The sequence below is a fragment of the Trichloromonas sp. genome (assembly GCF_034006665.1).
In the GTDB taxonomy this organism is placed as follows: Bacteria; Desulfobacterota; Desulfuromonadia; order Desulfuromonadales; family Trichloromonadaceae; genus Trichloromonas.
Map to the genome: position 1 here is coordinate 72,096 of NZ_JAVESI010000002.1, position 23,343 is coordinate 95,438.

The window sequence follows — 23,343 nt, forward strand, 5'->3', positions numbered from 1 at the left end:
CGGTTCAGGTTTGCAGAATCTTGTGTTTGAGAATGAGAATTTCGAAAGCCATGATCGCTTTGGCGGCCAGGCGCTGGAGTTCGGGGAGGTGCTCGCCAAGGGTTTGCTCATCGCTGTCGACGTAAATGATGCCGACGACGCGTCCCATCATGACCAACGGCACCAAAAGCACGGTTTTTGGCACCCGGCCGCCGAACGCCTGCAGCATCATCGAGTTGAAGGGGGAGCGGGGGACGGGTCCAAGGTAGTAGCCGGCGGTCTGGACCACGGTCTTGAGTACCGAGGCTTCATCCAGGGGAATCTGCAACTGGGCGAAAGCCGGCACGGTCTGTTTGCCGAGGACCGCCTTCCAGCCCATGGCCAGCTCTCTGCGTACCAAGAACATCGCCCCACAGTTGAGCTTCTGTCCCAGATAGTGAACGATGGCGTCGGCGATGTCGTCCCGTTCGGCCGCTTCGGCCAGTTTCCGGGAAAGGGCGTCGATGGTATGTTCCTTGACGAATTCGGCGTGCAGTTCCGGCTCCAGTGGCGGCGGCGGTTCTCCGGACACCTGTTCCTCGATCTCCTCGAACCAGAGATCGTTCGAGACCGGTTCCTGCACCTTGGGCGGCTCAATGCGCGGTTCCTCGCGCAACAGTGGCGTGTTGATGTAGCGTAGCTTGCGCTCGATCTGGTAGTACTTCTCCAGCGCCAGGACGATGCGCACTTCGGGGACGACAACGGGGCGAATGACGAAACCGGTGCGGAAGGCGACGTCGTCGATCGCTTTAAGGTCGGAGGGATCGACCATTCCCAGAGACAGTCGGCGCCCTTCCAGGCGCAGGGGGATGACCTGATAACGGGCCGCGTCTTCCGGTGAGAGCAGTTCGATGACGTTCTGGGGGATGTTCATCAGCAGCCCCGGTGGGTCGAGAAAGGGAACCCCCAGTTTTTTGCTGAGAATGCGGGCGATATCTTCTTCTTCGAGCAGGCCCATCTCGATCAGGTTGGTACCGAGACGCCCGCCGAAAATCACCTGACACTTGAGGGCTTCCTCAAGCTGGGCCGGCGTGATGAGTTTTTCTCGTACCAGCAGTTCGCCGATTCTGATGGCCATGACAGTCTTTCTCAAGGGGGCGGATGAAAGCAGCGCGGAAAGAGGGGAAGAGAACCGGGCCGGTTGCCGAGGCTTCAAGCCGATTGTCCGCCGATTCAGTCACTTGCGACTTGCCAGTGTACGATTAATGACCGGTAAAATCAAGGTTTCAGTCGTTTCGGCAAACATCCTGCCGGTGGAGAAAGGACGGTGGCGGAACGCTTGGCATGCCCAAGGCGCCGTGCTATTCTCATGCCGCTGATTTCTACCCCCTGCAGGAAGGTCTCCCATGATTAATCAACAACGACTTTGTGAGGAATTCGCCCGCCAGGCGGCCATCGCCAGCCCTTCCCGCCGGGAAGGGGAGATCTCCCGCTATCTGACCTGGCGTTTTCAGGAGTTGGGCGGCACGGTGACGATGGACCAGGCTGGTGCCGCCGCCGGCAGCGAAAGCGGCAACCTGATCGTGCAAATCCCGGCGCGGGGCAAGGAGTCCGAGCCGCTCATGCTTTCGGTGCACATGGATACCGTCGAGCCCGCCGAGGGCGTGACGCCGGTTCTTGCCGACGGCGTCTTCACCAGCGCGGGTGAAACGATCCTCGGCGCCGACGACAAGGCGGGGATCGCCGAGATCATCGAAGCTTTGGAAGTCATCCGTGAACGAGACATCCCCCACGGTCCTCTCGAAGTGGTGGTGACCATCTGCGAGGAGATCGGCCTGGTCGGCGCCAAGCTGCTCGACTATTCGCTGATCCGTTCCCGGCGGGGGCTGGCTCTCGACACCAGCGGCGTCGACCGCATTATCCGCAAGGCTCCTTGCGCCAACAAGCTGCGTTTTGAGATTCTCGGCCGCGAGTCCCACGCCGGCATCGCCCCTGAACAGGGGTTGTCGGCCATTGCCATCGCCGGAAAAGCCATCGCCGAGATGAAGCTGGGGCGCATCGACGACGAGACCACCGCCAACCTCGGCACCATCGAAGGCGGGCAGGCGACCAACATCGTCCCCAACCGGGTGGTGATCGAAGGGGAGGCGCGTAGTCACGATGGTGATAAACTCGCCCGCCAGACCGAACACATGGTCGGTTGTTTTCAGCGCGCCGCCCTGCATGCCTCCGTCGCCATCGACGGCAAGGTGGTGCACGGGGCGGTCAGGGTCGAGGTGGTCGGCGACTATCCCCTGATGCAGGTCGGTGAGGACGCCGGCATCGTCCAGCTGGTGCGCGAAGCCGGCGCCGCTCTGGGGCGGACCATTGCCGTCGAGGCCGCCGGCGGTGGCTCGGATGCCAACATTTTCAATGGCCACGGCATCGAAACGGTTATCCTCGGTACCGGTATGGACCGTGTCCATACCGTCGACGAACAGGTCAAGGTAACGGATATGGTCAGGGTTGCCGAACTGCTGGTGGAAATCATCCGCCGAGCGTGACCGGGTTTTTAAGCCAAAGGATGCAACCATGCATTTTGCCATCTCTCCCCATATCGAAAAGGTGCATTTCCCGCCGATCTCCGAGGTCAAGGGCTGGATTGCCGGACGCGAGTTTCCTGCGGAGAAGCCGCTGGTCGATCTTTGCCAGGCGGTGCCCGATTATGCGCCGGCGCCGGAGCTGACCGCTCATCTCAAGGGGCTGCTCGACGATCCGCTGACTTCCAAATATTCCCCCGATGAGGGCTTACTCGAGGTACGCGCGGCGATCTGCGACTGGTACGGGCGGGTTTACGGGGCGGTGCCGAAGCCGGAGGAGCTGTGCCTGACCATCGGCGCCAGTCAGGCCTTCTGGCTGGCGATGATGGTGCTGTGCCAAGCCGGGGATGAGGTAGTGGTGCAGACGCCCTATTATTTCGATCACGCCATGGGCCTTGACATGCTTGGGCTGAAGCCGGTCTACGCTCCCTTCGATGAAGCCTCCGGCGGCCTGCCGGATGTTGACGGCATTGCGCGCCTGATCACGGCGAAGACCCGCGCCATTCTGCTGGTAACGCCGAGCAACCCGACCGGGGCGGTGACGCCGCCCGCGATCCTGCGCCGGCTTTTTGAACTGGCCCGGGCGCGGGGTATCGCCCTGGTACTGGACGAGACCTACAACGCTTTTATCAACGCGCCCCCCCACGACCTTTTCCGCGATCCGGCCTGGGGTGAGCATCTGGTGCAGATCGCCTCCTTCGGCAAAACCTTCGCTCTCACCGGCTACCGGGCCGGGGCGCTGGTCGCCTCCGCGCGCTTTATCCATCATGCCCTCAAGGCTCAGGACACCATGGTGGTCTGCGCGCCGCGCCTCACCCAGCAGGCGATCCGTTACGGCGTCGAGCATCTGGATGACTGGATTGTCGCCAACCGCCGGATGATGCAGCGGCGCCACGACGTCTTCCGCGCCGCCTTCGTCCGTCCCGATAACCCTTTCAAACTGGTGGCCAGCGGTGGCTTCTTCGCCTGGGTGCGCCATCCGTTGAACGGCGCTACCGGTCGCCAGGTGGCGCGGCGACTGGCCGACGAGGCCAACCTGATCTGCCTGCCCGGTGAGGTTTTTGGTCCCGATATGGAAGGCTATCTGCGCCTGGCCTTCGGCAACATCCGCGAAGCCGGGATTCCCGAGGCGGTGCGGCGCTTCCTCGAATTCCGCCCCTGATGTCTTCTCCCGAGCTGCCCATTGCCGAGGCGCTTCCGGCCTTGCGGGCGGCGCTTTCCGCCCACGATTGCGTGGTGTTGCAGGCACCGCCTGGGGCGGGTAAGACCACCCGGGTGCCGTTGGCCCTGTTCGACGCTCCCTGGCTGGCCGGGCGGTCGATCCTGATGCTGGAGCCGCGGCGGCTGGCGGCGAGCAACGCCGCCCGCTATATGGCCCGGCAACTGGGGGAGGCGGTCGGCGCCACCGTCGGCTACGCGATCCGTTTTGAGCGCAAAATTTCCCGCGCCACCCGCATCGAGGTGGTCACCGAGGGGATTCTCACCCGTCGTCTGCAGGCCGATCCCGAACTGAGCGGGGTCGGCCTGGTCATTTTCGACGAATTCCACGAGCGTAACCTCAACTCCGATCTCGCCCTGGCGCTGTGCCGAGACGCCCAGCAGGGCTTGCGCGAGGATCTGAGAATCCTGGTCATGTCGGCAACCCTCGACGCCGAACCGGTCGCCCGCCTTCTTGGCGACGCGCCGCTGGTCAGCAGCGCCGGACGCGCCTACCCGGTGGAGATCCGCTACCTCGATCGGGAGCCCGTGGGGCGGCTGGACGAGATCGTCGCCGCCGCTGTGCGTCGGGCGCTCAAAGAGACGAGGGGTGATCTGCTGGTCTTTCTTCCCGGTGCCGGCGAAATTCAGCGGGTCGCCGACAGGCTGGCCGATTTGGCCGAAGCGGTCGATATCCGCCCCCTCTACGGTGATCTGCCCTTTGCCGAGCAGGAGCGGGCCATCCTCCCCGGTCCCCGGCGGCGGGTGGTGCTGGCCACCAACATCGCCGAAACCAGTCTGACCATCGAGGGGGTAGCGGTGGTGATCGACGCCGGCTGGGAGCGCCGCCCCCGTTTCGATGCTGCGCGCGGGATGACGACCCTGGAGCTGACCCGCATCGCTCGTTCCAGTGCCGAGCAGCGGGCCGGTCGCGCCGGACGGCTGGGTCCGGGGTTCTGTTACCGGCTCTGGACAGAAGGGCTGCAGGGGACACTGCTGCCCTTCGCGCCGCCGGAAATCCGCAGCGCCGACCTTGCTCCTCTGGCCCTCGATTTGGCCCGCTGGGGGGTGGCCGACGCCGAACGCCTCGTCTGGCTCGATCCGCCGCCGAGCGGACATCTGGCCGGGGCGCGGGCGCTGCTGCGGTTGCTCGGAGCCCTCGATGCCGGCGACCGCATCACTCCTCTGGGGGAAGCCATGGCGGCCCTTCCGCTTCATCCCCGGCTGGCCCGGTTGCTGCTGGCGGCGCAGGATTTCGTTTGCCCGGCGCTGGGGGCCGATCTAACTGCGATCCTTTCCGAGCGCGATCTCCTATGCAGAAGCGAAATGCCCCGTCACGCCGCCGACAGCGACCTGCTCGACCGCTTGGAACTGATCCGTCGTCCGGGGGCCGAAGGGGTGAAGCGGGCCGCTCGTCAGTTTCGCCGTTTGCTCGGCGCGGAGGAATCTCAAGCCGCTTCGGGGGATAGCGAAACCATAGGCCAGCTCTTGGCCGTCGCCTTTCCCGACCGTATCGGTCGGGAGCGGGAAGCCGGAAGCGGTCGCTATCTGCTCAGTGGCGGTCAGGGGGCGCGCCTTTCTCCGCGTTCGGCGGTCAAGGGGGGGGAGTGGCTGGTGGCGGTGGAATTGGTGGGCAAGTCGGGCGGAGAAGGAGAGATTCGCGTGGCCAGCCGCTTGTGCCGTGAACGGATTGAGAATTTTTTCGGTCAGGGTCTCGGCTGGCGCCGCGAGGTAGATTGGGAGGAACGCGCGGGACGGGTGGTGGTCCGCGAGGTCCGTCGGCTCGGTGCGGTAATCGTGCAGGAACGGCCGGTCAAGGCGCTTCCCGAGGATGTGGTACCGGCGCTGTTGGCGCTGTTGCGGCGGCAGGGGCTAGGATTGCTTGACTGGAGTTCCCCCGAATTCGCCCAGTGGCGGGCGCGGGTCATGTTGCTGGCCCGCCTCCGTCCGCAGGGTGGCTGGCCCGACCTTGCCGATGTCGCGCTGCTGGGGAGTCTGGAAGACTGGCTTGCTCCGTATCTGGCCGGGGTGACGACCCTCGTCGGGCTGCGTCGGGTTGATCTTTTTGCCGCCCTGCGCGCCCTCCTTTCCTGGGAGCGACAGCGGGAGCTCGACCGCCTCGCCCCCGAGCGGCTGGAGGTGCCGAGCGGATCGCGCATCCGTCTCGACTATCTTTCCGGAGAGCGGCCGGTGCTGGCCTGCAAGCTTCAGGAACTCTTCGGCCTGGCCGAAACCCCACGCCTGGTCGACGGCGAACTGCCGGTTCTCATCCATCTCCTCTCCCCAGCCGGGCGTCCTCTGGCGGTGACGGACGATCTGCGTAGCTTTTGGGATGCGATCTATCCCGAAGTAAAGAAGGAAATGAAGGGGCGCTACCCGAAACATCCCTGGCCCGACGATCCCTGGAATGCTGTCGCTACCCGGCACGTCAAGCGACGCCTGGCGGGGTGCTGATAAGACCCTTGACTTGCTTCGAGGCGCGATGAAGCTCTTTCTTTTGATCCCGGTTCTGGCGGCTCTGCTCCTCTCGGTTGCGGTCCCGGTTCCAGCGGTGGATGCTCCAGTGCCGACCCGTTATTCCCTGGCGGCCATCGCCGGGCAGTCCTACACCCCGACCAATGACCGCGAGTTTCTGCTGCTGCTCTCGGCGGCGGCACTCTACGACTATGACCGCGTCTGGCCGCACCGTGCTCCTGAGGCGCTGCGTTTCAAGGTCGAAGGCGCCGCCGGTCTGAGCACCGCTCCCCGCACCCGGGCCGTGGTTGCAGGCAGCATCTTCGCCCTCTGTTATATCGACGCGCTGCGCACCGCGGCGTTGTGTCCCTACGCCGAGGCCGGCATCGGCCTGATCTACACCGATTTCCAGGAAAAGGATCAGGGCCTGCGCCTTAATTTCAACCCCCAGGCGGGATTCGGGGTGGAATTCGGGGCGGACGGCGCAGCCCCCTGGTTTGCCGCTTTTCGCCTGCATCATCTCTCTAACGGCGAACTGCATCGGGACAACCGGGGGATGAATTCTCTGATGGTGCAAATTGGGAAATTTTTCTAGAATCGCGCGGCGAAAATGTTAAACAGCTCGGGTACGGGCTCCGGTGGTCGGGGCGAAAGGCACGGGTTTTTTCTTTGGGAGGTAGACGGTGACGAGATTGTCGAGAAGGGTGACGGTGGTAATTCTGCTGCTGGTCCTGGCCGGTTGCGCCAGCGCCGGGCGGAACTTCAATGTGCCGGCGGTGGAGGAAATCAAAATGGGAGAGACGAGCAAGGCCGATATCACCCGGTTGTTCGGCGCGCCCTGGCGGACCGGCATCGAGGATGGCCGGGAAACCTGGACCTACGGCCATTACAAATATTCCCTCTTCGGCGAAACCAAAACCCGCGATTTGGTTTTGCGTTTTGACGGCCAGGGGAAGGTCGCTTCCTACACTTTCAACTCCACCTATCCGGAGGATCGGCGACCCTGACCGGTTTCGGGTAGGTCCGCGCCGGGACGGAAAATCCAGGCCGCTTCTTCATCGAGATCAAAGAGCCTGCGGATCAAGTCTTCCCCGAGCAGTTCCCGCGGCTTTCCCGCGCCGATCAATTCCCCTTCCTTCAAGGCCAGCAGCCGGTCGAGCCAGAGCGCCGCGCCCATGTCGTGCAGCGACATGACGACGGTGGTTCTGGTTCGGGCGGCGATTCCCCGCAGCAGTTGCAGCAGTTCCGCCTGATATCTCAGATCGAGACCAGCCAGGGGTTCGTCGAGGAGGAGGCAGTCCGCCCCCTGACGCAGGGTCATGGCCAGATAAGCCCGGCGCAGCTCCCCCCCGCTCAGTTGGCCCAGCGGGGCTTCGGCCTTGGCTTCGAGTCCGGCCAGGCGCAGTGCCTCGGAAGTGTTGCGAGGGGCTCGCCCTCGGTGCGGATAGCCGCCCATTTCTACCAGTTCGGCGACCCGGAAGGGGAGGCGGGCGTCGAGTTGTTGGGGCAGATAGGCGACCCGTTGCGCCCGTTCCCGGCCGTTATAGGAAGCGATCGGCCGGCCGGCGAGGCGGATGCTCCCGGCGCGGGGCTTGAGAAGTCCGGCGGCGAGTTTCAGGATGGTCGATTTCCCGGCGCCGTTCGGGCCGATGAGCCCGAGCATTTCCCCCTGGGCGACCGCAAAGGAGAGCCCGGCGATGAAGGGCGTGTCGCTGAAGTCGAAGGCGATGTCGTCGAAATTGAGCATCTTAGAGTCCGTAGCCTTTCTTGCGCAGCACCAGGATAAACCAGGGCGCGCCGATCAGGGCGACGATGACCCCGGCGGGAATTTCCAGAGGGGCGGCCAGACTCCGGCCGAGACTGTCGGCGAGACAGAGCAGGGTGCCCCCGCCGAAAAAGGAGACGGGCAGGGCGCGCTGGGCATCGGCGCCGACCAGATGGCGGACGGCGTGGGGAACGAGCAGGCCGACAAAGCCGACGGTGCCGCCGAGGGAGACGGCGGCGGCGGTCATGAGGGAAGCGGCGATGAAGAGGAAGAAGCGTTCCCGCCCGGGGTTGAAGCCGAGTCCGTGGGCAATTTCGTCGCCGAGGCCGAGGACGTTGAGCCCCTTGCTCCGCGCCAGTGCCAGCGCCAGCCCGCCCAGGATCAGGGCCAGGCCGCCGGGGATCAGTTCCCAGTTCGCCGAGGAGAGGTCGCCGGACATCCAGAGAATGGTGCGCTTGAGGCCACCGTCGCTGACCAGGGTCATGAGCAGCAGAAGGACGGCGGAGAAGAAGAAACCGAGGCCGATACCGCCCAGGAGCAGACGGTCTGGGCGTAGTCCTTCCGGTCCCCGGCCGAGAGCGGCGACCAGGGCGCAGGCGCCGAGTGCCCCGGCGAAGGCGAGAAGGGGCAAGGGCAGGGGGAGGCTACCGGCCAGCAGGATGCCGAGAGCCGCCGCCAGGGAGGCGCCGCCGGAGAGCCCGAGAATGTAGGGGTCGGCCAGGGGGTTGCGAAAGACGCCTTGGAGAATGAGGCCGGAAGCGCCGAGGGCGCCTCCCATGAGAAAAGCGACCGCCGAACGGGGCAGGCGCAGCAGCAGCAAGATCTGCCGGGACTCGGCATCGAGGGCCAGGGGGTTAAGTAGGCGCGGGCCGAAAAAGATTGATACCAGGGCTAGCAGCAGCGCCGCTGCGCAGGCGAGAAATACCCTTGTTCTTTTCATCGGTCGCTTCTTTTCGCCCCTAAGTTTTGACCGGAGGAAAGTTCGACGATGCCGCCGGGCAGGCGCGGTCCGGCACGATAAAGGGCATCGCTGACCGTGACGATCCGCCCGGGATGGCCCAGTTCGGGGGGGACGAGGCGTTGCAGCAGGCGTTGGGTCCGGGGATTATCCCGGTCGTGGCCGAGGCCGAGGAAGATGACATCAGGCTTGCGGCGCAGAGCTTCTTCCACGGAAAAACGCGGGTAGGCAGTGCCGGCGTCGGCGGCGATGTTGACGTAGCCGACCAGGGTCAGAGCGTCGTCGATCAGGGTGCCGGGACCGGCGACGATGAGCGGTTCCGGCCAGATGACGAAGAGCGCCTTCGGTCCCTCCCCGGCGGCAAACCGGGGAGGGGTTGTCAGCAGATTTTCGAGTTTTCGCGCCAGGATGTCGGCGGTCTCTGCGGCACCGACGCGCGCGCCGAGTTCGCGGATCCCCCCGGGGATTTCCGAAAGGCGACGGGGGGTGAAAACGTGGATTGCGATGCCGAAGCGTTGCAACTGATCGGCGATATACTTCGGATTGCCGTCGGTGGTCATCACCACCAGTTCCGGTTTAAGGGCGAGAATCGACTCCAGCGAAGGATTCGACATTCCCCCCACCCGGACCTTGTCCCGCGCTGCCTCGGGCCGGTCACAGACCGAGGTGATTCCCACCACCTTCTCGCCGAGACCGAGAGCGAAAAGGGTTTCGGTCATGGCCGGGGCCAGGGAGACGATCCGCTCCGGGTCCTCCGCCCAGGCCGGGCGGAGCGGCCCCGAGAGCAGCAGGGCGAGAACAAGGAGGCGGGCAAGGACCAGGGGCATGGTCAAAAGGAAGCCCGGAGTCCCGCGTAGACGGCGGCGTCGGGGGTTTCGTAACCGGCGACCTCCTGATGATCCTTGTCAAGCAGGTTGTTCACCCGGGCGAAGAGGGTGAGTGTCGGCTTCAGGTCATAGGAGAGGCGCAGGTCGACCAGGGAATAGGAGGGCAAACACTCCTTGGCCGAACGGTCGAAGCGATTCCCGACGTAGCGGTAGTCGGCGCCGATCAGAAAGGCGGCGATGCGGTACTCGGCCGAGGCGTTCGCGGTCTTCTTCGGGCGCAGGGAGAGGCGGACGTCGTTTTCGAGATCGACGGGGTCCATGGTGGTGAAGGCGGCGTTCAGGGTCAGGTTATCCGTGGGCGTGAGGGTCGCTTCGAACTCCCAGCCTTCACAGCGGGCGCGGCCGATGTTGTCGGCGGTGAAGGTGGCGATGTTGTATTGAATCAGATTGTGATAGCGCTGCCGAAACCACCCGGCGCTGAGAACCAGGCGGCCGTCGAGGAAGTCCTGCTCGATTCCGGCGTCGAAGGAGCGGCTCTTTTCCGGTTCGAGATCTTCGTTGCCGTAAAATGGCCAGTAAAGATCATTGAGGCTGGGGGCGCGGAAGCCGGTGCCGTAATTCCCCTTGAAACGGGTGCCCCAGGGTTTCAGCCGGTAAAGGATGCCGGCCCGGTAGGTGGTGTGATCGCCAAAGGTTTCGTGGTTGTCGTGGCGGATGCCGCCGTCGAGGATCAGGCTGTCGTCGAAAAAGCGCAGCTTGCCGTTCAGGTAGGCGGCGCGGTTGTCCGCGGATTCATCAAAATTTTCTTTAATATCGGCGGCTTCCCGGCGAAAGTTGAAGCCGGCCGTCACCGTGACGGGAGCGAAGTCGAAGGTGTGCCGCCAGTCGGCGATGCGGGTGTCGTTGTCGATCTCGGAATTGTTCCAGGGGGTGTCCGCATCCTTGGCGCGGTAGCGTTCCCCGGCCAGGGAGAGGGTCAGGCTTTGCTCGTAATACTTCGTCGGGTTGATCTTGCCGTCGACGGAGAGCAGGTAGTTGTCCCGTTTTTGCAAAAAATGACGATCATCCACCAGGCCGACGCCGTAGAGGAAATCGTCGAGTTCCGAGCGGTCCCGACTGTAGCGCAGGTTGAGCCCCAGTTCCGCCTTTTCCGTCGGGGTGAGGCGGATGCGCGAGGAGACCGCGCTCTTCTGGTAGCCGTCCCGTTCCGAGCCGCTCTTGGCCACGGAGATGCCGTCGCTGTCGAAACGGTCAGCGGTCAGGCGGTAATTCCAGAGATCGTTGGCGCCGGCAAGGGTGGCCGTATTTTTCACCGTGCGGTAGGAACCGGCTTCCGTCGTCAGACTCACCTTGCTTTGGTCCGTGCCCTGGCGGGTGATGATGTTGATCACCCCGGCCATGGCTTCCGAGCCGTACAGGGTGCTTTGCGGGCCCTTGATGATTTCGATGCGTTCGATGTCGCTGGTGGCGATGCCGGAGATATCCACCGAGCCGGTGCTGGGGCTGTTGATCTTGACCCCATCGATGAGGACCAGAACGTGCGCGCTGTTACCGCCGCGCACAAAGATCGAGGTGTTTTTTCCGGTCCCGCCGCTTTGCGCCAGATGCAGACCGGGTTGACCTCGGAGCAGGTCGGTAACAAAGGGAACACCCTTGGCCTCAATCTCTTCCCGGGTAATGACGTGCAGATCCTGGGTTACGGTCGCTTCCGGCTCCGCCCAGGGGGAGGCGGTGACGACGACCCCCGGCAGGGTGGCGACCTCGGCCTGGGCCGGGACCGTCGGCAGGATGAGTAGGGACAGGGACAGACAGACGATGCGTTTGAACATGAGGAACCTCCCGCGAAGTTATCGGACGCAAACGGTATTCCGGCTCAGGGCGACCTACTGACCCGCCTTCCCGGGAGATTCCCAGTGGCTTTTCCCATGGCAAACGCATGGGTGGGCGTTCGTTCCCATCACGGCTGCGGGGCAGCGGGGGTATCGCACCCCTCTTCCGCGCTTGCGTCCGTGGTTAAAGATGGCGTCGTAAAAACTCGACAACAACTGCGTGCTGCCATCGTCTCGCGGCTTCGACGTACATAAGTACGCTTCATTGCTCGACCATGGCGCGCCTGGCCTTAACCGCTTTTTGACTAGCCAGCCAAGGTGATGCTCTTTGCAAAAGCAGCAAACAAAAAAAGGTTGTGAATGAATCAACGGGGGAGGCGTTCCGCGCTCGGTTTGCCGGTGCGGGACGAGTGAAGAGCGGATTGCGCTGGGATGATTGTCGCGAGCATGCGGAAATCGAACACCTGTGCCTCCCCCGAGGCTTGCGAACGAAGCGGTATTCCGGCTCGGGGCGACCTACTGACCCGCCTTCCCGGGAGATTTCCCAGTGGCTGTTCCCATACAAACGCATGGGCGGGTGTTCGTTCCCCTCACGGCTGCGGGGCAGCGGGGGCTTTACACCCCTCTTCCGCGCTTCGTTCGTGGTTTTCAAATGGAAGGGGAGCCGTTACGCAGGGTGGCTCCCTTTTCTGGACGGCGAAGATTAACACATTACCCCCCAGTGGGGAAAGCCGAAATGTGTCTGAATGCAATGGTGAAAAAGGTGCCTGAAAAGGCAGGGGGAGTGGAGCGGAGTTATGCTAAAAAATCATGGGACACAGCCGTGGCCATTTCACCTGTCGGCCATTTCTCCTTGTCAAATAAAGGGGGGGCGGCTATTCTACTTTTCTTTCAACGGCTTTGGGAGGAATAAGTAGTGGGAAACGAGGATCGGCGCATTCTGGTGGTGGATGACGAGAAGATCATTCTCGAGCTGACCTCCATGATCCTGCGCGCCCGGGGATTCGAAGTGCTCACCGCCGGAAACGGTGAGGAGGGCATGGCGTTGATCGAAGAGCAACGGCCGGCGGTGGTGCTGCTCGATTATATGATGCCCTACATGGACGGCCTGACGGCTTTAAAAAAGATTCGCGAAGGCTTCCCCGAGACCTACGTCATCATGTTTACCGGCAAGGGGAGCGAGGAGATCGCCGTCGAGCTGATGAAGGCCGGCGCTTCCGACTACATCCTCAAGCCCTTCAACAATCAGGATCTGGTCGACCGCCTGGAAACCGTTCTGCGCATCCGTAAAATCGAGTTGAACAATAAGGAACTGCGCCAGGAGCGGGAACGCCTGCTGCGGGAGATCGAGGACTGGAACCGCGAGCTGGAGCGGCGGGTGGCGGAGAAGAGCCGGGAACTGGAGCAGGCCCACGCCGAGATCGTTCAGGGAGAGAAACTGGTGGCCCTTGGCCATCTCTCCGCCGGCATGGCTCACGAAATCCGCAATCCCTTGAATACCATCAGCCTCTTCATGCAGCTGCTGAAAAACGGTCTTGATCCCGGTAGCGAGCAGGCCTCCTATGTGGATAAAGCGCTCAAGGAGGTCGATCGCATCGACGACATCCTCGTCAATCTTTTGGCCTCCAGCAAGCGCCCCCGTTATGAGCTGCATATGCAGTCTCTGCCGGAGATCATCGACCGGGTGCTCGAAGGTTTCTCCGAACAGATCCGGGCTTACGGGATTACCCTGAATAAAACCTTTTCCACCCAGCCGCCGCCGATTCTCGCCGACGGCAAAGAACTGGAGCAGGTCTTCAACAATATCCTCGCCAACGCCCTCTACGAGATGCAGCAGGGGGGTACTCTCGGGTTCGACCTGCGCCATGACGACCGGGCCATTCACGTGACCATCAGCGATACCGGCGCCGGGATTCCCGAGGAAAACCTTCATCATATCTTCGACCCCTTCTACACCACCAAGTCCAAGGGAACCGGTTGCGGCCTCTCCGTCGTGCTGCGTATCGTCAAGACCTATGGCGGGCGTATCTGGGTGGACAGCGCGCCGGGTCAGGGGACGACCTTCCACGTGCAGTTGCCGCTGGAGTGAGCCAATGGCTCTGCGCCTCCGGGAAATCCCCCTGAATCTGGATGAAAACGAGGACTCGCTCCCCCGCAAGGCGGCTGCAATTCTCGGCCTTACTGCCAACGACATCCGCGATTTACGCATCGTCCGGCGGGGTATCGACGCGCGCAAGAAGCCCCGGGTTCTGCGGGTTTACACGGTAGAGTTCACCGTTGCCGACGAAGCCGCGCTGCTGCGCCGCCACGCCTCTATGGCCCGACTGGAAGCGGCTCCCGCGCCGGGTGTTTCGGAGATCGTTCGGATCACCCGCCCCCATCGGGCGCTGGTGGTGGGGATGGGACCGGCCGGGCTCTTTGCCGCCCTCCATCTGGCTGAGCGCGGCGTCACGGTGACTCTGATCGAGCGCGGCCGTCCGGTGGAAGAGCGGGTGCGGAACGTGGAGCGCTTCTGGGCCGAGGGCATCCTCGATCCGGCGAGCAACGTGCAGTTCGGCGAGGGGGGGGCGGGGACCTTTTCCGACGGCAAGCTCACTACCCGCCTGAACGATCCCCGGACTTTTCAGGTATTGCGCGCCCTGGTTGACTGCGGCGCGCCGGAGCGGATTCTCATCGAGGCGAAACCCCACGTGGGGAGCGACCGCCTGCGCCGGGTGCTGATCGGGTTCCGCCGCCGTTTGCAGGCCTTGGGGGTGGAGATTCGCTTCAATGCTTGTCTGGGGGGGCTCGACTGTCGTAACGGGCGGGTCGTCGGCGGTCTTCTGGCCGACGGCTCGCGGCTGCCCTGCGACAGCCTGGTGCTGGCCCCCGGGCACAGCGCCCGCGATACTTATGAAATGCTTCAGCGCTCGGGAGTTCTTCTGGAGGCCAAACCCTTCGCTTTGGGGGTGCGGGTGGAGCATCCGGCTGCGCTCATCAACCGCATCCAGTACGGCCTGCCCGACCATCCCCAACTGCCGACCGCCGATTACGCCCTGGCCTGGAACGATTCGGAGAGCGGCCGGGGGGTCTACTCCTTCTGCATGTGTCCCGGCGGCGAGGTGATCAACGCCGCCTCGGAAGCAGGTGGGGTGGTGGTCAACGGCATGAGTCTGGCGCGCCGGGACGGGTCCTTTTCCAACAGCGCCTTGGTCGTGACGGTGCGCCCCGACGATTTTGCGGGGAGCGATCCGTTGGCCGGAGTCCGCTTCCAGCGCCGTTGGGAGCAGGCGGCTTTCGCCGCCGGCGGTGGCGATTACCGGGCGCCGGCGCAGAATCTCATGGCCTTTCTCGGGCGCGCGGGGGGTGCGGTGCGTTCCAGTTGCCGTCCACCGGTGCGGGAAGCGCCCCTGGCCGAGGTGCTGCCGGACTTCGTGACGGTCGGTCTGCGCCGGGCCTTGCCCCATTTTGACCACAAGATGCGCGGTTTCGTCACCGCCGAGGCGACCCTGATCGGGGTGGAAAGCCGGACTTCCGCCCCCTTGCGCATCCTCCGTGACGAGGCGGGACAATCCCTTTCCCATCCCGGGCTCTATCCGGCGGGGGAGGGGGCCGGTTACGCCGGCGGCATCATGAGCGCGGCCCTCGACGGTCTGCGCGTCGCGGTAAACATTCTCACCACAGTAAACGGGAGTTGTCTTTGAAGAATATTTTTGTCACGCAGATCAAGGAGCGGGATTGGGTCGACGGGGTTTTCCTGGTTGGCGACAAGACCTTGGCCCTGGCCAAAAACGGCAAACCCTATATGACCTTGCGCCTGGCCGATCGCAGCGGCGAGGTCGAGGGGCGGGTCTGGGACCGGGTCGACGAACTGGCTGCGACCTTCGAAAAGAACGATTTTATCGCCATCAAGGCCAAGGCCAGCGTCTATCTCGGCAAGATGCAACTGGTGATTCAGGAACTGGAGCCGGTTCCCGAGGCCGAAATCGATCTCGCCGACTTTCTCCCCGTTTCCGATCGGCCGGTCGCGGAAATGCGCGCCGAACTGGTCGAGCGGGTTGCCGCCCTGGGCAATCCCCATCTCAAGGCACTGATGGAAGCCTTCATCAAGGACCGTGAATTCATGAGCCGCTATGTGGCGGCTCCCGCGGCCAAGTCGATGCACCACGTCTTTCTCGGCGGTCTGCTCGAACACTCCCTGGCGGTGGCGGCTCTGGCCGATGACGTCAGTCGCCGCTATCCCGGTATCGACCGTGACCTGCTGATCGTCGGCGCCCTACTCCACGATATCGGCAAGGTCGCCGAACTGCGCTACGAGCGCTCCTTCGATTACAGCGACGAAGGCAAGCTGATCGGCCATATCGTCATGGGGGTGGAGATGATCGGCGAGAAAATCCAGGGCCTTCCCGGATTTCCGTCGCGGCTGGCGATGATTCTCAAGCATCTGCTCCTTTCCCATCACGGCCAGTACGAATATGGTTCGCCCAAGCGGCCCAAGACCTTGGAAGCGGTGGTTCTCAATTTCATCGACGACCTCGACTCAAAGATCAACGGGGTGAGTGCGCATATCGCCAAGGAACCGGACCGGGAAGGTTCCTGGACCAGCTACCATCGCCTCTACGACCGTTATTTCTTCCGCGACGGTAGTTCCCGGGCGTCGTCCGCTCCGGCTCCGGTCGCCGCACAGCAGGAAACAGTCGCCGCTCCGCCGCCTTCCCGGCCGGTAGCGAGCGAACGGCCGAAAGCGCCGGAAGGGAATCGAGGCAGGGAACAGACGAAGCGGGGTTTCGGTTTTACCCTGGGGGATCAGCTCAAGGGCAAGAGCCTCGATCTTTTCGGGGAAGATTCGGGCAGAGAGAGATAACATGATCATCGAAACGTTGCCGGTCGGGCCGCTGCAAGTCAACTGTTATATCGTCGGTTGCGAGAAGACCCGCGAGGCGCTGGTGATCGATCCCGGCGATGAGGGAGAGCGCATTTTCGCGGCGCTGGAGCGTGCCGGGCTGCATGCGAAGCTGGTGGTGAACACCCACGGCCATTTCGACCATATCGGCGCCAATGCGTTTCTGGTGGAGAAGACCGGCGCCGAATTGCTGATCCACGAAAAGGATGTTCCCCTGTTCGCCCAGGCCGAGCGTCACGCCGAGCTTTTCGGCCTCAGCGTCGTTCCGTCCCCCGCTCCGACCCGCACCCTTGCCGGCAGCGAGGAGTTGAGCGTCGGCGAGCTGCGTATCCGGGTCATTCACACCCCCGGGCACAGCCCCGGCGGCATCTGCCTGCTGGTCGACGGCCATCTCTTTGCCGGCGATACCCTTTTCGCCGGTTCCATCGGCCGCACCGACCTTGCCGGGGGGAATCACGAACAGTTGCTGGCCGCCATCCGCGAACATCTGCTGGTGCTGCCCGAGGCGACGGTAGTGCATCCCGGCCACGGCCCGGATACCAGCATCGGTCGGGAAAAACGCAACAACCCCTTTGTCGGCGCATTCATTTAAAGGGAGAGACCACTATGCTCAAGGATAAAACCATCCTCCTTGGCGTCACCGGCGGGATCGCCGCCTACAAGGCGGTGGAGCTGTTGCGGCTGTACATCAAGGCCGGGGCCGAAGTCTTCGTGGTGATGACCGCAAGCGCCCGCGAGTTCGTGACGCCGCTCACCTTCCAGACCCTCTCCGGCAACCCCGTGCACACCGACCTCTTCAATCTCTACCAAGAGCGGGAGATCGGTCACATTTCCCTGGCCGACCGCGCCGACCTGGTGGTGGTGGCGCCGGCCACCGCCAATCTCATTGGCAAGACGGCGAACGGCCTGGCCGACGATCTGCTCAGCACGACCCTGATGGCGACCAAGGCGCCGGTCCTCTTTGTCCCGGCGATGAATGTCAACATGTTCGAAAATCCCGTCTATCAGATGAACCAGCAGAAGCTGGAGCAGCTCGGCTACCATTTTCTCGAACCGGACACGGGTTTTCTCGCCTGCGGCTGGGAAGGAAAGGGGAAGATGCCGGATCCGGAGCGGATTTTTGAGGAGACCCTGCGCTTGCTGACGCCTCAGGATCTGGCCGGGCAGACGGTGCTGGTCACTGCCGGGCCAACCCGCGAGGAACTCGACCCGGTGCGCTACCTGAGCAACTACTCGTCGGGGAAGATGGGCTACGCCATCGCCCGCGCCGCTCGTCGGCGTGGGGCGCGGGTGATTCTGGTCAGCGGCCCGACGGCGTTGGCGGCGCCGGCCGGGGTCGAGCTGGTACCGGTGGTGAGTGCCCGGCAGATGCGCGAGGCGGTGCTGGCACGGCTGGAGGAGGCGACGGTGGTGATCAAGGCGGCGGCGGTCGCCGATTACCGCCCGGCCATGCGCGCCGAGCAGAAGATCAAGAAGGGCGTGGAGGGGGCGTTGATTCTGCCGCTGGAGAAGAACCCGGATATCCTTGCCGAGTTGGGGAGAAACAAAGGGAATCGGCTGCTGATCGGCTTTGCCGCCGAGACCGCCGACCTCGTGGAGAACGCCCGCAAGAAACTGACGGAGAAGAATCTCGACCTGATCGTCGCCAACGACGTCAGCCGTAGCGACGCCGGCTTCGATGTCGACACCAACGCCGTGCGCCTGCTCTACCGGGACGGTTCCGGCGAGGAACTCCCCCTGCTTGGCAAGGACGAGGTTGCCGACCAGCTCCTCGACCGTATCGCTCGGTTGCTGAAGCCGTCGACGTAGGAGCAGGATGCGGTGAAGCATGGAACCGCATCACCGTTGCTCTCCCGCCATCAATACGCCGACAGCAGATCCAACAGGTCGTCGGGGCGGGTGATGCCCTCGCGGAAGCGGGGTTTGAGATCGGCGAGAATCGCTTCGCCGTCCCAGTCGGGGAGTTTGCCGTCGAGCCAGAGGAGGTTGAGGTTTTTGCGGATCATCTTGGCGGCGTTGATGGCCCGTTCACCGGTGGGGTCGGCTTTCCAGTAGGGGCTTTCTTCCATCTGAGTCAGGACGCTTATCTCCGCCTCCCGGGCGAGGGAGAGGTATTCTTCCTGATCGGCCGGGCTGAAGGTCCATTTGGAATTGTGGTCGATGGAGCGCAGCATCTTCTGCCAGTGGCGCAGGCGGTTGAGCAGCAGCAGAGAGTTGAAGAGCCGTTTGTTGGTGGCGAAGGAGAAGATGGTGTCCGAAAGCTCTCCGCGCAGGAGCAGGTCGTTATCGGGAAAACGCTTGCGGGCGATGCTGCGGGCCACCGCCCAGATTTCCGGCGGCACTTGGGCCTCGGCACGCACCTCCCAGTAGGCGTGCTTGAGAAAGATGGTGTTGAAGGTACGCACCATCTTGAAAGGAACCAGGTAAGAGTGGGCGACAGTGTCGGCGGCGAGATGGCTCAGGTAGCCGTAGGCGCAGGCTTTTTGCGGGGCGCTCTGGGCCGCGTCGAGAATCTTTTGCCCCATGCGCCAGCTGTGGCAGTGTTGCAGATAATGGGTGAACTTCTTGCCCAGGGTGATGTCGGCGGCGATGCAGCCGTAGAGGTAATCCTGGGGATAGGCACCGAGCAGGGTCTGCAAGAGCGGCGGCAACTGCTGGAGATGGGCGAGAATATGGGAGCCGAGCTGCAGATGCACGCCGATCCCCCAGGCCAGGGCCTCGCCGGGAAGCAGCAGGAGAAAGATGAGGGGGATGGCGCAACGGCAGAACATAGGCATCTCAGAAAAAATATGTTAGCAGGATAATCCTTACCGGCGGCCAAGTAAAGGGCGCCGGCTGGGGAACCCCATTTTACGGAAGTCAGTCATGCCGGAAAATCTCCGTCAGGAATTGTGCGAAGCCTTGGCGCAGGCGCGGGGAGTGTTGCAGGATCTGGATCGTCTCGGTCTCGGTGCGCTGCCGCTGCCCGCCCTTGCGGATAATCCGCCGGTCTGCCCGCTGAGCGTGCGCGGCCTCGATCGGGGAGGGACGGCTCCCTGCCGGAGCGAAACCCTGGACGAAGTCCGCGCCGACCTCGGCGATTGTCAACGCTGCCCTCTGGCCCGGGGGCGGCGCCATATCGTCTTCGGCGCCGGCGCTCCCCGCGCCCGGCTGGTGCTGGTCGGCGAAGGCCCGGGTCGGGAGGAGGATGAGCGGGGGGAGCCCTTCGTCGGAGAGGCCGGCCGACTGCTCGACCGCATGCTCTTCGCCATCGGTCTGGAACGTTCCGAAGTCTACCTCTGTAATGTCGTCAAATGCCGTCCCCCCGGCAACCGCGATCCGGAACCCGGGGAAATTGCCGCCTGTCGACCCTTTCTCGAACGCCAGCTGGCGGCGATCGCGCCGGAGATGATCCTTGCTCTGGGTCGGGTCGCCAGCCAGTCCCTGCTCGCATCCGGTACTCCGATCAGCCGGTTGCGCGGTCAGTGGCGGGACTATCAGGGGATACCCTTGCTGCCGACCTATCATCCGGCCTATCTGCTGCGTAACCCGGCGGCCAAACGGGAATCCTGGGAGGATCTCAAGCAGGTTCGGCAACGTCTGCGGGGCGGGGGATGATGAAGGGGGTGGGAGAGAGCCTGGCGCTGGAGGATGTGCGCAAGACGCGGCGTGATCCCGAGGGGAACCCGGTGGAGATTCTGCGCGGCATCAATCTGGTGGTGCCGGCGGGCAGTCTGACGGTGGTGGTCGGTCCCTCCGGCGGCGGCAAGAGTACTCTGCTGCGGTTACTGAACCGCCTGGAAGATCCCGACGGCGGGCGCATCCTTCTTGCCGGCGTCGATATCGCAAGCCTCGACCCCTTGGCTCTGCGGCGGCGCGTTGCCGCCGTGCCGCAGGTGCCTTTCATGTACGACGGCTCGGTTCTTGCCAATCTGCAGCGGCCCTTTGTCTTTCGCAACCTGCCTCAACCTTCGGCCGATTCTGTGGAGACGCGGCGGGTGCTTGATCTTTGCCGTCTGCCCGCGGAGCTTCTCCCCCGGCAGGCCCGTTCCCTCTCCGTTGGCCAGCAGCAGCGCCTGGCTTTGGCCCGTGCCCTGCTGCTTGAGCCGGGGGTGTTGCTTCTCGACGAGCCGACCAGCGCCCTCGACCCCCCCACCGCCGACCAGCTCGGCCAATCCCTGCGCGATATCCGCCGCGAGCGGGGTCTGACCCTGCTCATGCTCACCCACGATCTGCGCTTGGCGCGGCGCGTCGCCGACCGGGCGGCTTTTCTCGAAAGCGGCCGGATTCTCGAAGAGGGTGCGGCCGCCGACTTCTTCGAAAACCCCCGCGCCGACGCGCTGCGTCGTTTCCTCTCCGCGCCGGAGGCTGCCCATGAGTGACGGCGTCGTCGATCTCTCCCTTATCGATCTGGCCCTGGTCTATGGCCTGGTTCTCTTTGTTGCGGGCTTGGCCCGTTGGAACGGCATCGGCCAGGAGCGGGATCTGCTCTGGTCGTCCTTGCGCATGATCGCCCAGTTGCTGACCGTTGGCTATCTGCTGAAGACGGTGTTCTCTCTGGCCAGCCCGGTGCCGGTTCTCCTCATTCTGCTGGTCATGGGGGGCTTTGCCGTCCATGCCGTGGGGGCGCGGGTCCAGGAGCGCATGCCGCGCTTTCATCGGGTGGTGGGGATCTCCCTTTTCATCGGCTGCTTCGGTGCGACCTTCTTCTTCTGCACCCTGGTCATCGGCCTCACGCCCTGGTACGATCCCCGCTACCTCATCCCTCTGGCCGGGATGATCATCGGCAACTCCATGACCGGCGCGAGCTTGGCCGCCGAGCGTCTCGCTGCCGAAATGAAGGAGCGGCGGCTGGAGATTGAAACCTCTCTTTGCCTCGGGGCGAACGCCCGGCAAGCCTCGGCCGAGGCGGTGCGAGGGGCTTTCCGCGCGGCCCTGATCCCTTCCATTAATGCCATGGCCGCCATGGGCATCGTCTTTCTCCCCGGGATGATGACCGGGCAGATCCTCTCCGGCACCGAACCGCTCTTGGCGGTGCGTTATCAAATCGCCATCATGTGCGTCATTACCGCCAGCGTGGCGGTAACCACCTTTCTCATTTTGATCTTCGGGCGGCGCGGCTTCTTTACCAGGGCGCATCAACTCCGTCTCGACAATTTCACGAAATGACGTGGAAATTTCGATCAATGAAAAATCTCCAAGAAAATACCTTTTCTTGGTTCGGGGCAGGGCTTTGGTTTTGTCAGGTGAGCAACCCTAATCTTCGGAGGGGGTGCGACAGAATACGAGAGGTTTGCAAGGCAAAGGCAAGCACAACAAAGGTGGTCGGTGCTGGCACGGTTCGCTCAGGACGGAACTTGCACGACCTGCTGTCACGCCTGGCGCGCGCCGTGATGGGCCGCTTGGCTCGAGATGGGGAAGTTGTTTGCGGTGATCGTTTGAAAGGGCGCCTGGCGGTGCGCCTTTTTCGTTGTCGGGGTTCGGTCCTGTCTGTGGGTTCAGCTTTCGAGCTTGAGACGTTTGATTTTTTCTACCAGCGTGGTGCGGTTAAGGCCGAGGAGGGCCGCCGCCCGGGCCTTGATCCCCTGACCCCGTTCCAGCGCCTGATGAATCAGCGCCCTTTCGATGGTCTCCAGAGTTGTCCCCAGATCGAGTCCTTCCGCCGGAATGCGGGGACAGCCGGGGTCGAAGAGGCTCGCCGGCGCGTCGATACGGGCGATGTTCGCGGGCAAATCACGGATTTCAATATGCTCGCCGGCGGTCAGGGCGACGGTGCGTTCGATGATGTTTTCCAGTTCGCGCACGTTTCCCGGCCAGTCGTAATCCCGCAGGCGGTCCATCGCCTCGTTGGCGACGGTCATCAGCGGCCGGTTCATTTCCCGACAGTACTTGCGTAGGAAATGATGGGCCAACAGGGGAATGTCCTCGCGGCGTTCCCGTAGCGGGGGAAGGTGGATGGGAATGACGTTGAGCCGATAGTAGAGGTCTTCGCGGAACTGACCTTTTCCGACCTCCTCTTCCAGATCGGCGTTGGTGGCGGAAATCAGACGGATGTTGAGTTTAAGCTTTTTGTCGGAACCGATCCGTTCGACCACATGATCTTGGAGCACGCGCAGCAGCTTCATCTGCAGATGGGCGGGCATGGTGCCGATTTCGTCGAGAAAGAGGGTGCCGTTGTGGGCCAGTTCGAACTTGCCCGGCTTGTCGGCGACGGCGCCGGTGAAGGCGCCGCGGGTGTGGCCGAAGAGTTCGCTCTCCAGCAAGTCGGCGGGAATCGCCCCGCAGTTGATGGCGACGAAGGGCTTGTCCTTGCGCGGTCCGTTGTAATGAATGGCCTTGGCCACCAGTTCCTTGCCGGTTCCCGATTCGCCGAGGATGAGGATGGTTGAATCGGTCTGGACGATGCGCTCCATGCGGGCGAAAACCTGCTGCATGGCGGCACTGTTGCCGATGATGTTGTCGAACTTGTACTTGCCCCGCAGCTGCTGGCGCAGGTAGATATTTTCCGCTACCAGCGCACTCTTCTCCAAGGCCTTGGCGATCTGGATCTTCAGCTCCTCGAAATTGAAGGGCTTGGTAATGTAGTCGAGGGCTCCCTCCTTCATGGCCTGGACGGCGGTTTCCGCCGAGGCCTGGCCGGTGATGACGATGACGCTGGTCGGGGGGGCGTCGCTCTTGACCTGTTTGAGAATATCGATACCGCTGAGGTCGGGGAGGAAGAGATCGGTGATGACGACCTCGAACGTGGATTGCCGCAGCAGGCCGAGGGCCTCTTCTCCCGTAGCCGCTGCCGCAACCTGGTAGTTGGCGCTTTGCAGCAGCAGGGAGAGGGCTTCACGGTTGGGCTGCTCGTCGTCGACGACGAGAATGCGGGGGCGCTGCTCTTTCATGGCGGGTCTCCAACGCTGGGCGTCA

General features: G+C 63.4%; 20 protein-coding genes and 2 riboswitches. Of the genes, 13 read left to right on the plus strand and 7 right to left on the minus strand.

Annotated features, from left to right (window positions below; all coding sequences use genetic code 11):
• Window positions 1–4: 4 nt before the first annotated feature.
• Complete coding sequence (locus RBR25_RS01630) at window positions 5–1,096, minus strand: hypothetical protein (RefSeq protein WP_432817782.1); 1,092 nt, start codon at window positions 1,094–1,096, stop codon at window positions 5–7.
• Between the two features lie 268 nt (window positions 1,097–1,364).
• On the opposite strand from RBR25_RS01630, the gene RBR25_RS01635 reads away from it, so the two are divergent.
• From RBR25_RS01635 to bamE, 5 genes are all read left to right on the plus strand, one after another.
• Window positions 1,365–2,501 (plus strand): M20/M25/M40 family metallo-hydrolase, encoded by a 1,137-nt coding sequence (locus tag RBR25_RS01635; RefSeq protein WP_432817783.1) that lies wholly within the window; start codon window positions 1,365–1,367, stop codon window positions 2,499–2,501.
• Window positions 2,502–2,529: 28 nt separating this feature from the next.
• Window positions 2,530–3,699 carry an aminotransferase gene (locus RBR25_RS01640; protein ID WP_432817784.1) on the plus strand — a complete coding sequence of 390 codons (1,170 nt, stop codon included), beginning with the start codon at window positions 2,530–2,532 and terminating at the stop codon, window positions 3,697–3,699.
• Window positions 3,699–6,188 (plus strand): ATP-dependent helicase HrpB, encoded by a 2,490-nt coding sequence (gene hrpB, locus RBR25_RS01645; protein WP_432817785.1) that lies wholly within the window; start codon window positions 3,699–3,701, stop codon window positions 6,186–6,188. The genes RBR25_RS01640 and hrpB overlap by 1 nt, the downstream gene beginning before the upstream one ends.
• Before the next feature lie 28 nt (window positions 6,189–6,216).
• On the plus strand, window positions 6,217–6,783 hold the full coding sequence (locus tag RBR25_RS01650; protein ID WP_432817786.1) for an acyloxyacyl hydrolase: 567 nt from the start codon (window positions 6,217–6,219) through the stop codon (window positions 6,781–6,783).
• 115 nt (window positions 6,784–6,898) lie between these two features.
• Window positions 6,899–7,195, plus strand: a complete 297-nt coding sequence (bamE, locus tag RBR25_RS01655) for an outer membrane protein assembly factor BamE domain-containing protein (RefSeq protein ID WP_432817787.1) — start codon at window positions 6,899–6,901, stop codon at window positions 7,193–7,195.
• On the opposite strand, the gene RBR25_RS01660 is transcribed toward bamE, so the two are convergent.
• From RBR25_RS01660 to RBR25_RS01675, 4 genes are read right to left on the minus strand one after another with little or no spacing between them, the layout of a single operon-like run.
• Window positions 7,171–7,935, minus strand: a complete 765-nt coding sequence (locus RBR25_RS01660) for an ABC transporter ATP-binding protein (protein WP_432817788.1) — start codon at window positions 7,933–7,935, stop codon at window positions 7,171–7,173. The two genes, bamE and RBR25_RS01660, sit on opposite strands and share 25 nt — an antisense overlap.
• Window position 7,936: 1 nt before the next feature.
• Entirely contained in the window at window positions 7,937–8,893 is a 957-nt protein-coding gene (locus tag RBR25_RS01665) for a FecCD family ABC transporter permease (protein ID WP_432817789.1), read from the minus strand.
• Window positions 8,890–9,738: a helical backbone metal receptor gene (locus RBR25_RS01670; RefSeq protein WP_432817790.1), complete on the minus strand. Its 849-nt coding sequence runs from the start codon at window positions 9,736–9,738 to the stop codon at window positions 8,890–8,892. The genes RBR25_RS01665 and RBR25_RS01670 overlap by 4 nt, the downstream gene beginning before the upstream one ends.
• Before the next feature lie 2 nt (window positions 9,739–9,740).
• Window positions 9,741–11,567, minus strand: a complete 1,827-nt coding sequence (locus RBR25_RS01675; RefSeq protein WP_432817791.1) for a TonB-dependent receptor domain-containing protein — start codon at window positions 11,565–11,567, stop codon at window positions 9,741–9,743.
• A 12-nt stretch (window positions 11,568–11,579) separates the two neighbouring features.
• A riboswitch (cobalamin riboswitch) is annotated at window positions 11,580–11,778 on the minus strand.
• Between the two features lie 264 nt (window positions 11,779–12,042).
• Window positions 12,043–12,220: riboswitch (cobalamin riboswitch) on the minus strand.
• Window positions 12,221–12,483: 263 nt separating this feature from the next.
• Here RBR25_RS01675 and RBR25_RS01680 point away from each other — a divergent pair.
• Genes RBR25_RS01680 through coaBC form a run of 5 tightly spaced genes read left to right on the plus strand, consistent with a single transcriptional unit; the run spans window position 12,484 to window position 18,258 of the window.
• Window positions 12,484–13,656, plus strand: a complete 1,173-nt coding sequence (locus RBR25_RS01680; RefSeq protein WP_432817792.1) for a response regulator — start codon at window positions 12,484–12,486, stop codon at window positions 13,654–13,656.
• Between the two features lie 4 nt (window positions 13,657–13,660).
• Entirely contained in the window at window positions 13,661–15,250 is a 1,590-nt protein-coding gene (locus RBR25_RS01685) for an NAD(P)/FAD-dependent oxidoreductase (protein ID WP_432817793.1), read from the plus strand.
• On the plus strand, window positions 15,247–16,410 hold the full coding sequence (locus RBR25_RS01690) for a 3'-5' exoribonuclease YhaM family protein (RefSeq protein ID WP_432817794.1): 1,164 nt from the start codon (window positions 15,247–15,249) through the stop codon (window positions 16,408–16,410). Before RBR25_RS01685 ends, RBR25_RS01690 begins: the two co-directional genes overlap by 4 nt.
• Before the next feature lies 1 nt (window position 16,411).
• The gene (locus RBR25_RS01695) at window positions 16,412–17,041 is read left to right on the plus strand and encodes an MBL fold metallo-hydrolase (protein WP_432817795.1); all 630 of its coding nucleotides are present in this window, start codon (window positions 16,412–16,414) and stop codon (window positions 17,039–17,041) included.
• A gap of 14 nt (window positions 17,042–17,055) precedes the next feature.
• Window positions 17,056–18,258, plus strand: coding sequence for a bifunctional phosphopantothenoylcysteine decarboxylase/phosphopantothenate--cysteine ligase CoaBC (coaBC, locus tag RBR25_RS01700; RefSeq protein WP_432817796.1), 1,203 nt, complete (start codon window positions 17,056–17,058; stop codon window positions 18,256–18,258).
• A 50-nt stretch (window positions 18,259–18,308) separates the two neighbouring features.
• Here the strand turns inward: coaBC and RBR25_RS01705 are convergent, their stop codons facing one another.
• Entirely contained in the window at window positions 18,309–19,220 is a 912-nt protein-coding gene (locus tag RBR25_RS01705; RefSeq protein WP_432817797.1) for a zinc dependent phospholipase C family protein, read from the minus strand.
• 94 nt (window positions 19,221–19,314) lie between these two features.
• On the opposite strand from RBR25_RS01705, the gene RBR25_RS01710 reads away from it, so the two are divergent.
• Genes RBR25_RS01710 through RBR25_RS01720 form a run of 3 tightly spaced genes read left to right on the plus strand, consistent with a single transcriptional unit; the run spans window position 19,315 to window position 21,597 of the window.
• Window positions 19,315–20,046, plus strand: a complete 732-nt coding sequence (locus RBR25_RS01710) for a uracil-DNA glycosylase (RefSeq protein WP_432817798.1) — start codon at window positions 19,315–19,317, stop codon at window positions 20,044–20,046.
• On the plus strand, window positions 20,043–20,810 hold the full coding sequence (locus RBR25_RS01715; RefSeq protein ID WP_432817799.1) for an ATP-binding cassette domain-containing protein: 768 nt from the start codon (window positions 20,043–20,045) through the stop codon (window positions 20,808–20,810). Before RBR25_RS01710 ends, RBR25_RS01715 begins: the two co-directional genes overlap by 4 nt.
• Window positions 20,803–21,597 carry an ABC transporter permease gene (locus RBR25_RS01720; RefSeq protein WP_432817800.1) on the plus strand — a complete coding sequence of 265 codons (795 nt, stop codon included), beginning with the start codon at window positions 20,803–20,805 and terminating at the stop codon, window positions 21,595–21,597. Before RBR25_RS01715 ends, RBR25_RS01720 begins: the two co-directional genes overlap by 8 nt.
• A 329-nt stretch (window positions 21,598–21,926) precedes the next feature.
• Here RBR25_RS01720 and RBR25_RS01725 read toward each other — a convergent pair whose 3' ends face one another.
• Entirely contained in the window at window positions 21,927–23,318 is a 1,392-nt protein-coding gene (locus RBR25_RS01725; protein ID WP_432817801.1) for a sigma-54-dependent transcriptional regulator, read from the minus strand.
• Between the last annotated feature and the right edge of the window lie 25 nt (window positions 23,319–23,343).

Bases quoted from the DNA above. Each gene is read 5' to 3' on its own strand.
- coaBC (WP_432817796.1), top strand. From the start codon at position 17,056: ATGCTCAAGGATAAAACCATCCTCCTTGGCGTCACCGGCGGGATCGCC.
- RBR25_RS01630 (WP_432817782.1), bottom strand. From the start codon at position 1,096: ATGGCCATCAGAATCGGCGAACTGCTGGTACGAGAAAAACTCATCACG.
- RBR25_RS01670 (WP_432817790.1), bottom strand. From the start codon at position 9,738: ATGCCCCTGGTCCTTGCCCGCCTCCTTGTTCTCGCCCTGCTGCTCTCG.
- RBR25_RS01640 (WP_432817784.1), top strand. From the start codon at position 2,530: ATGCATTTTGCCATCTCTCCCCATATCGAAAAGGTGCATTTCCCGCCG.
- RBR25_RS01710 (WP_432817798.1), top strand. From the start codon at position 19,315: ATGCCGGAAAATCTCCGTCAGGAATTGTGCGAAGCCTTGGCGCAGGCG.
- RBR25_RS01660 (WP_432817788.1), bottom strand. From the start codon at position 7,935: ATGCTCAATTTCGACGACATCGCCTTCGACTTCAGCGACACGCCCTTC.
- RBR25_RS01650 (WP_432817786.1), top strand. From the start codon at position 6,217: ATGAAGCTCTTTCTTTTGATCCCGGTTCTGGCGGCTCTGCTCCTCTCG.
- RBR25_RS01685 (WP_432817793.1), top strand. From the start codon at position 13,661: ATGGCTCTGCGCCTCCGGGAAATCCCCCTGAATCTGGATGAAAACGAG.
- RBR25_RS01695 (WP_432817795.1), top strand. From the start codon at position 16,412: ATGATCATCGAAACGTTGCCGGTCGGGCCGCTGCAAGTCAACTGTTAT.
- hrpB (WP_432817785.1), top strand. From the start codon at position 3,699: ATGTCTTCTCCCGAGCTGCCCATTGCCGAGGCGCTTCCGGCCTTGCGG.
- RBR25_RS01720 (WP_432817800.1), top strand. From the start codon at position 20,803: ATGAGTGACGGCGTCGTCGATCTCTCCCTTATCGATCTGGCCCTGGTC.
- RBR25_RS01725 (WP_432817801.1), bottom strand. From the start codon at position 23,318: ATGAAAGAGCAGCGCCCCCGCATTCTCGTCGTCGACGACGAGCAGCCC.
- RBR25_RS01635 (WP_432817783.1), top strand. From the start codon at position 1,365: ATGATTAATCAACAACGACTTTGTGAGGAATTCGCCCGCCAGGCGGCC.
- RBR25_RS01665 (WP_432817789.1), bottom strand. From the start codon at position 8,893: ATGAAAAGAACAAGGGTATTTCTCGCCTGCGCAGCGGCGCTGCTGCTA.
- RBR25_RS01715 (WP_432817799.1), top strand. From the start codon at position 20,043: ATGATGAAGGGGGTGGGAGAGAGCCTGGCGCTGGAGGATGTGCGCAAG.
- RBR25_RS01675 (WP_432817791.1), bottom strand. From the start codon at position 11,567: ATGTTCAAACGCATCGTCTGTCTGTCCCTGTCCCTACTCATCCTGCCG.
- RBR25_RS01705 (WP_432817797.1), bottom strand. From the start codon at position 19,220: ATGTTCTGCCGTTGCGCCATCCCCCTCATCTTTCTCCTGCTGCTTCCC.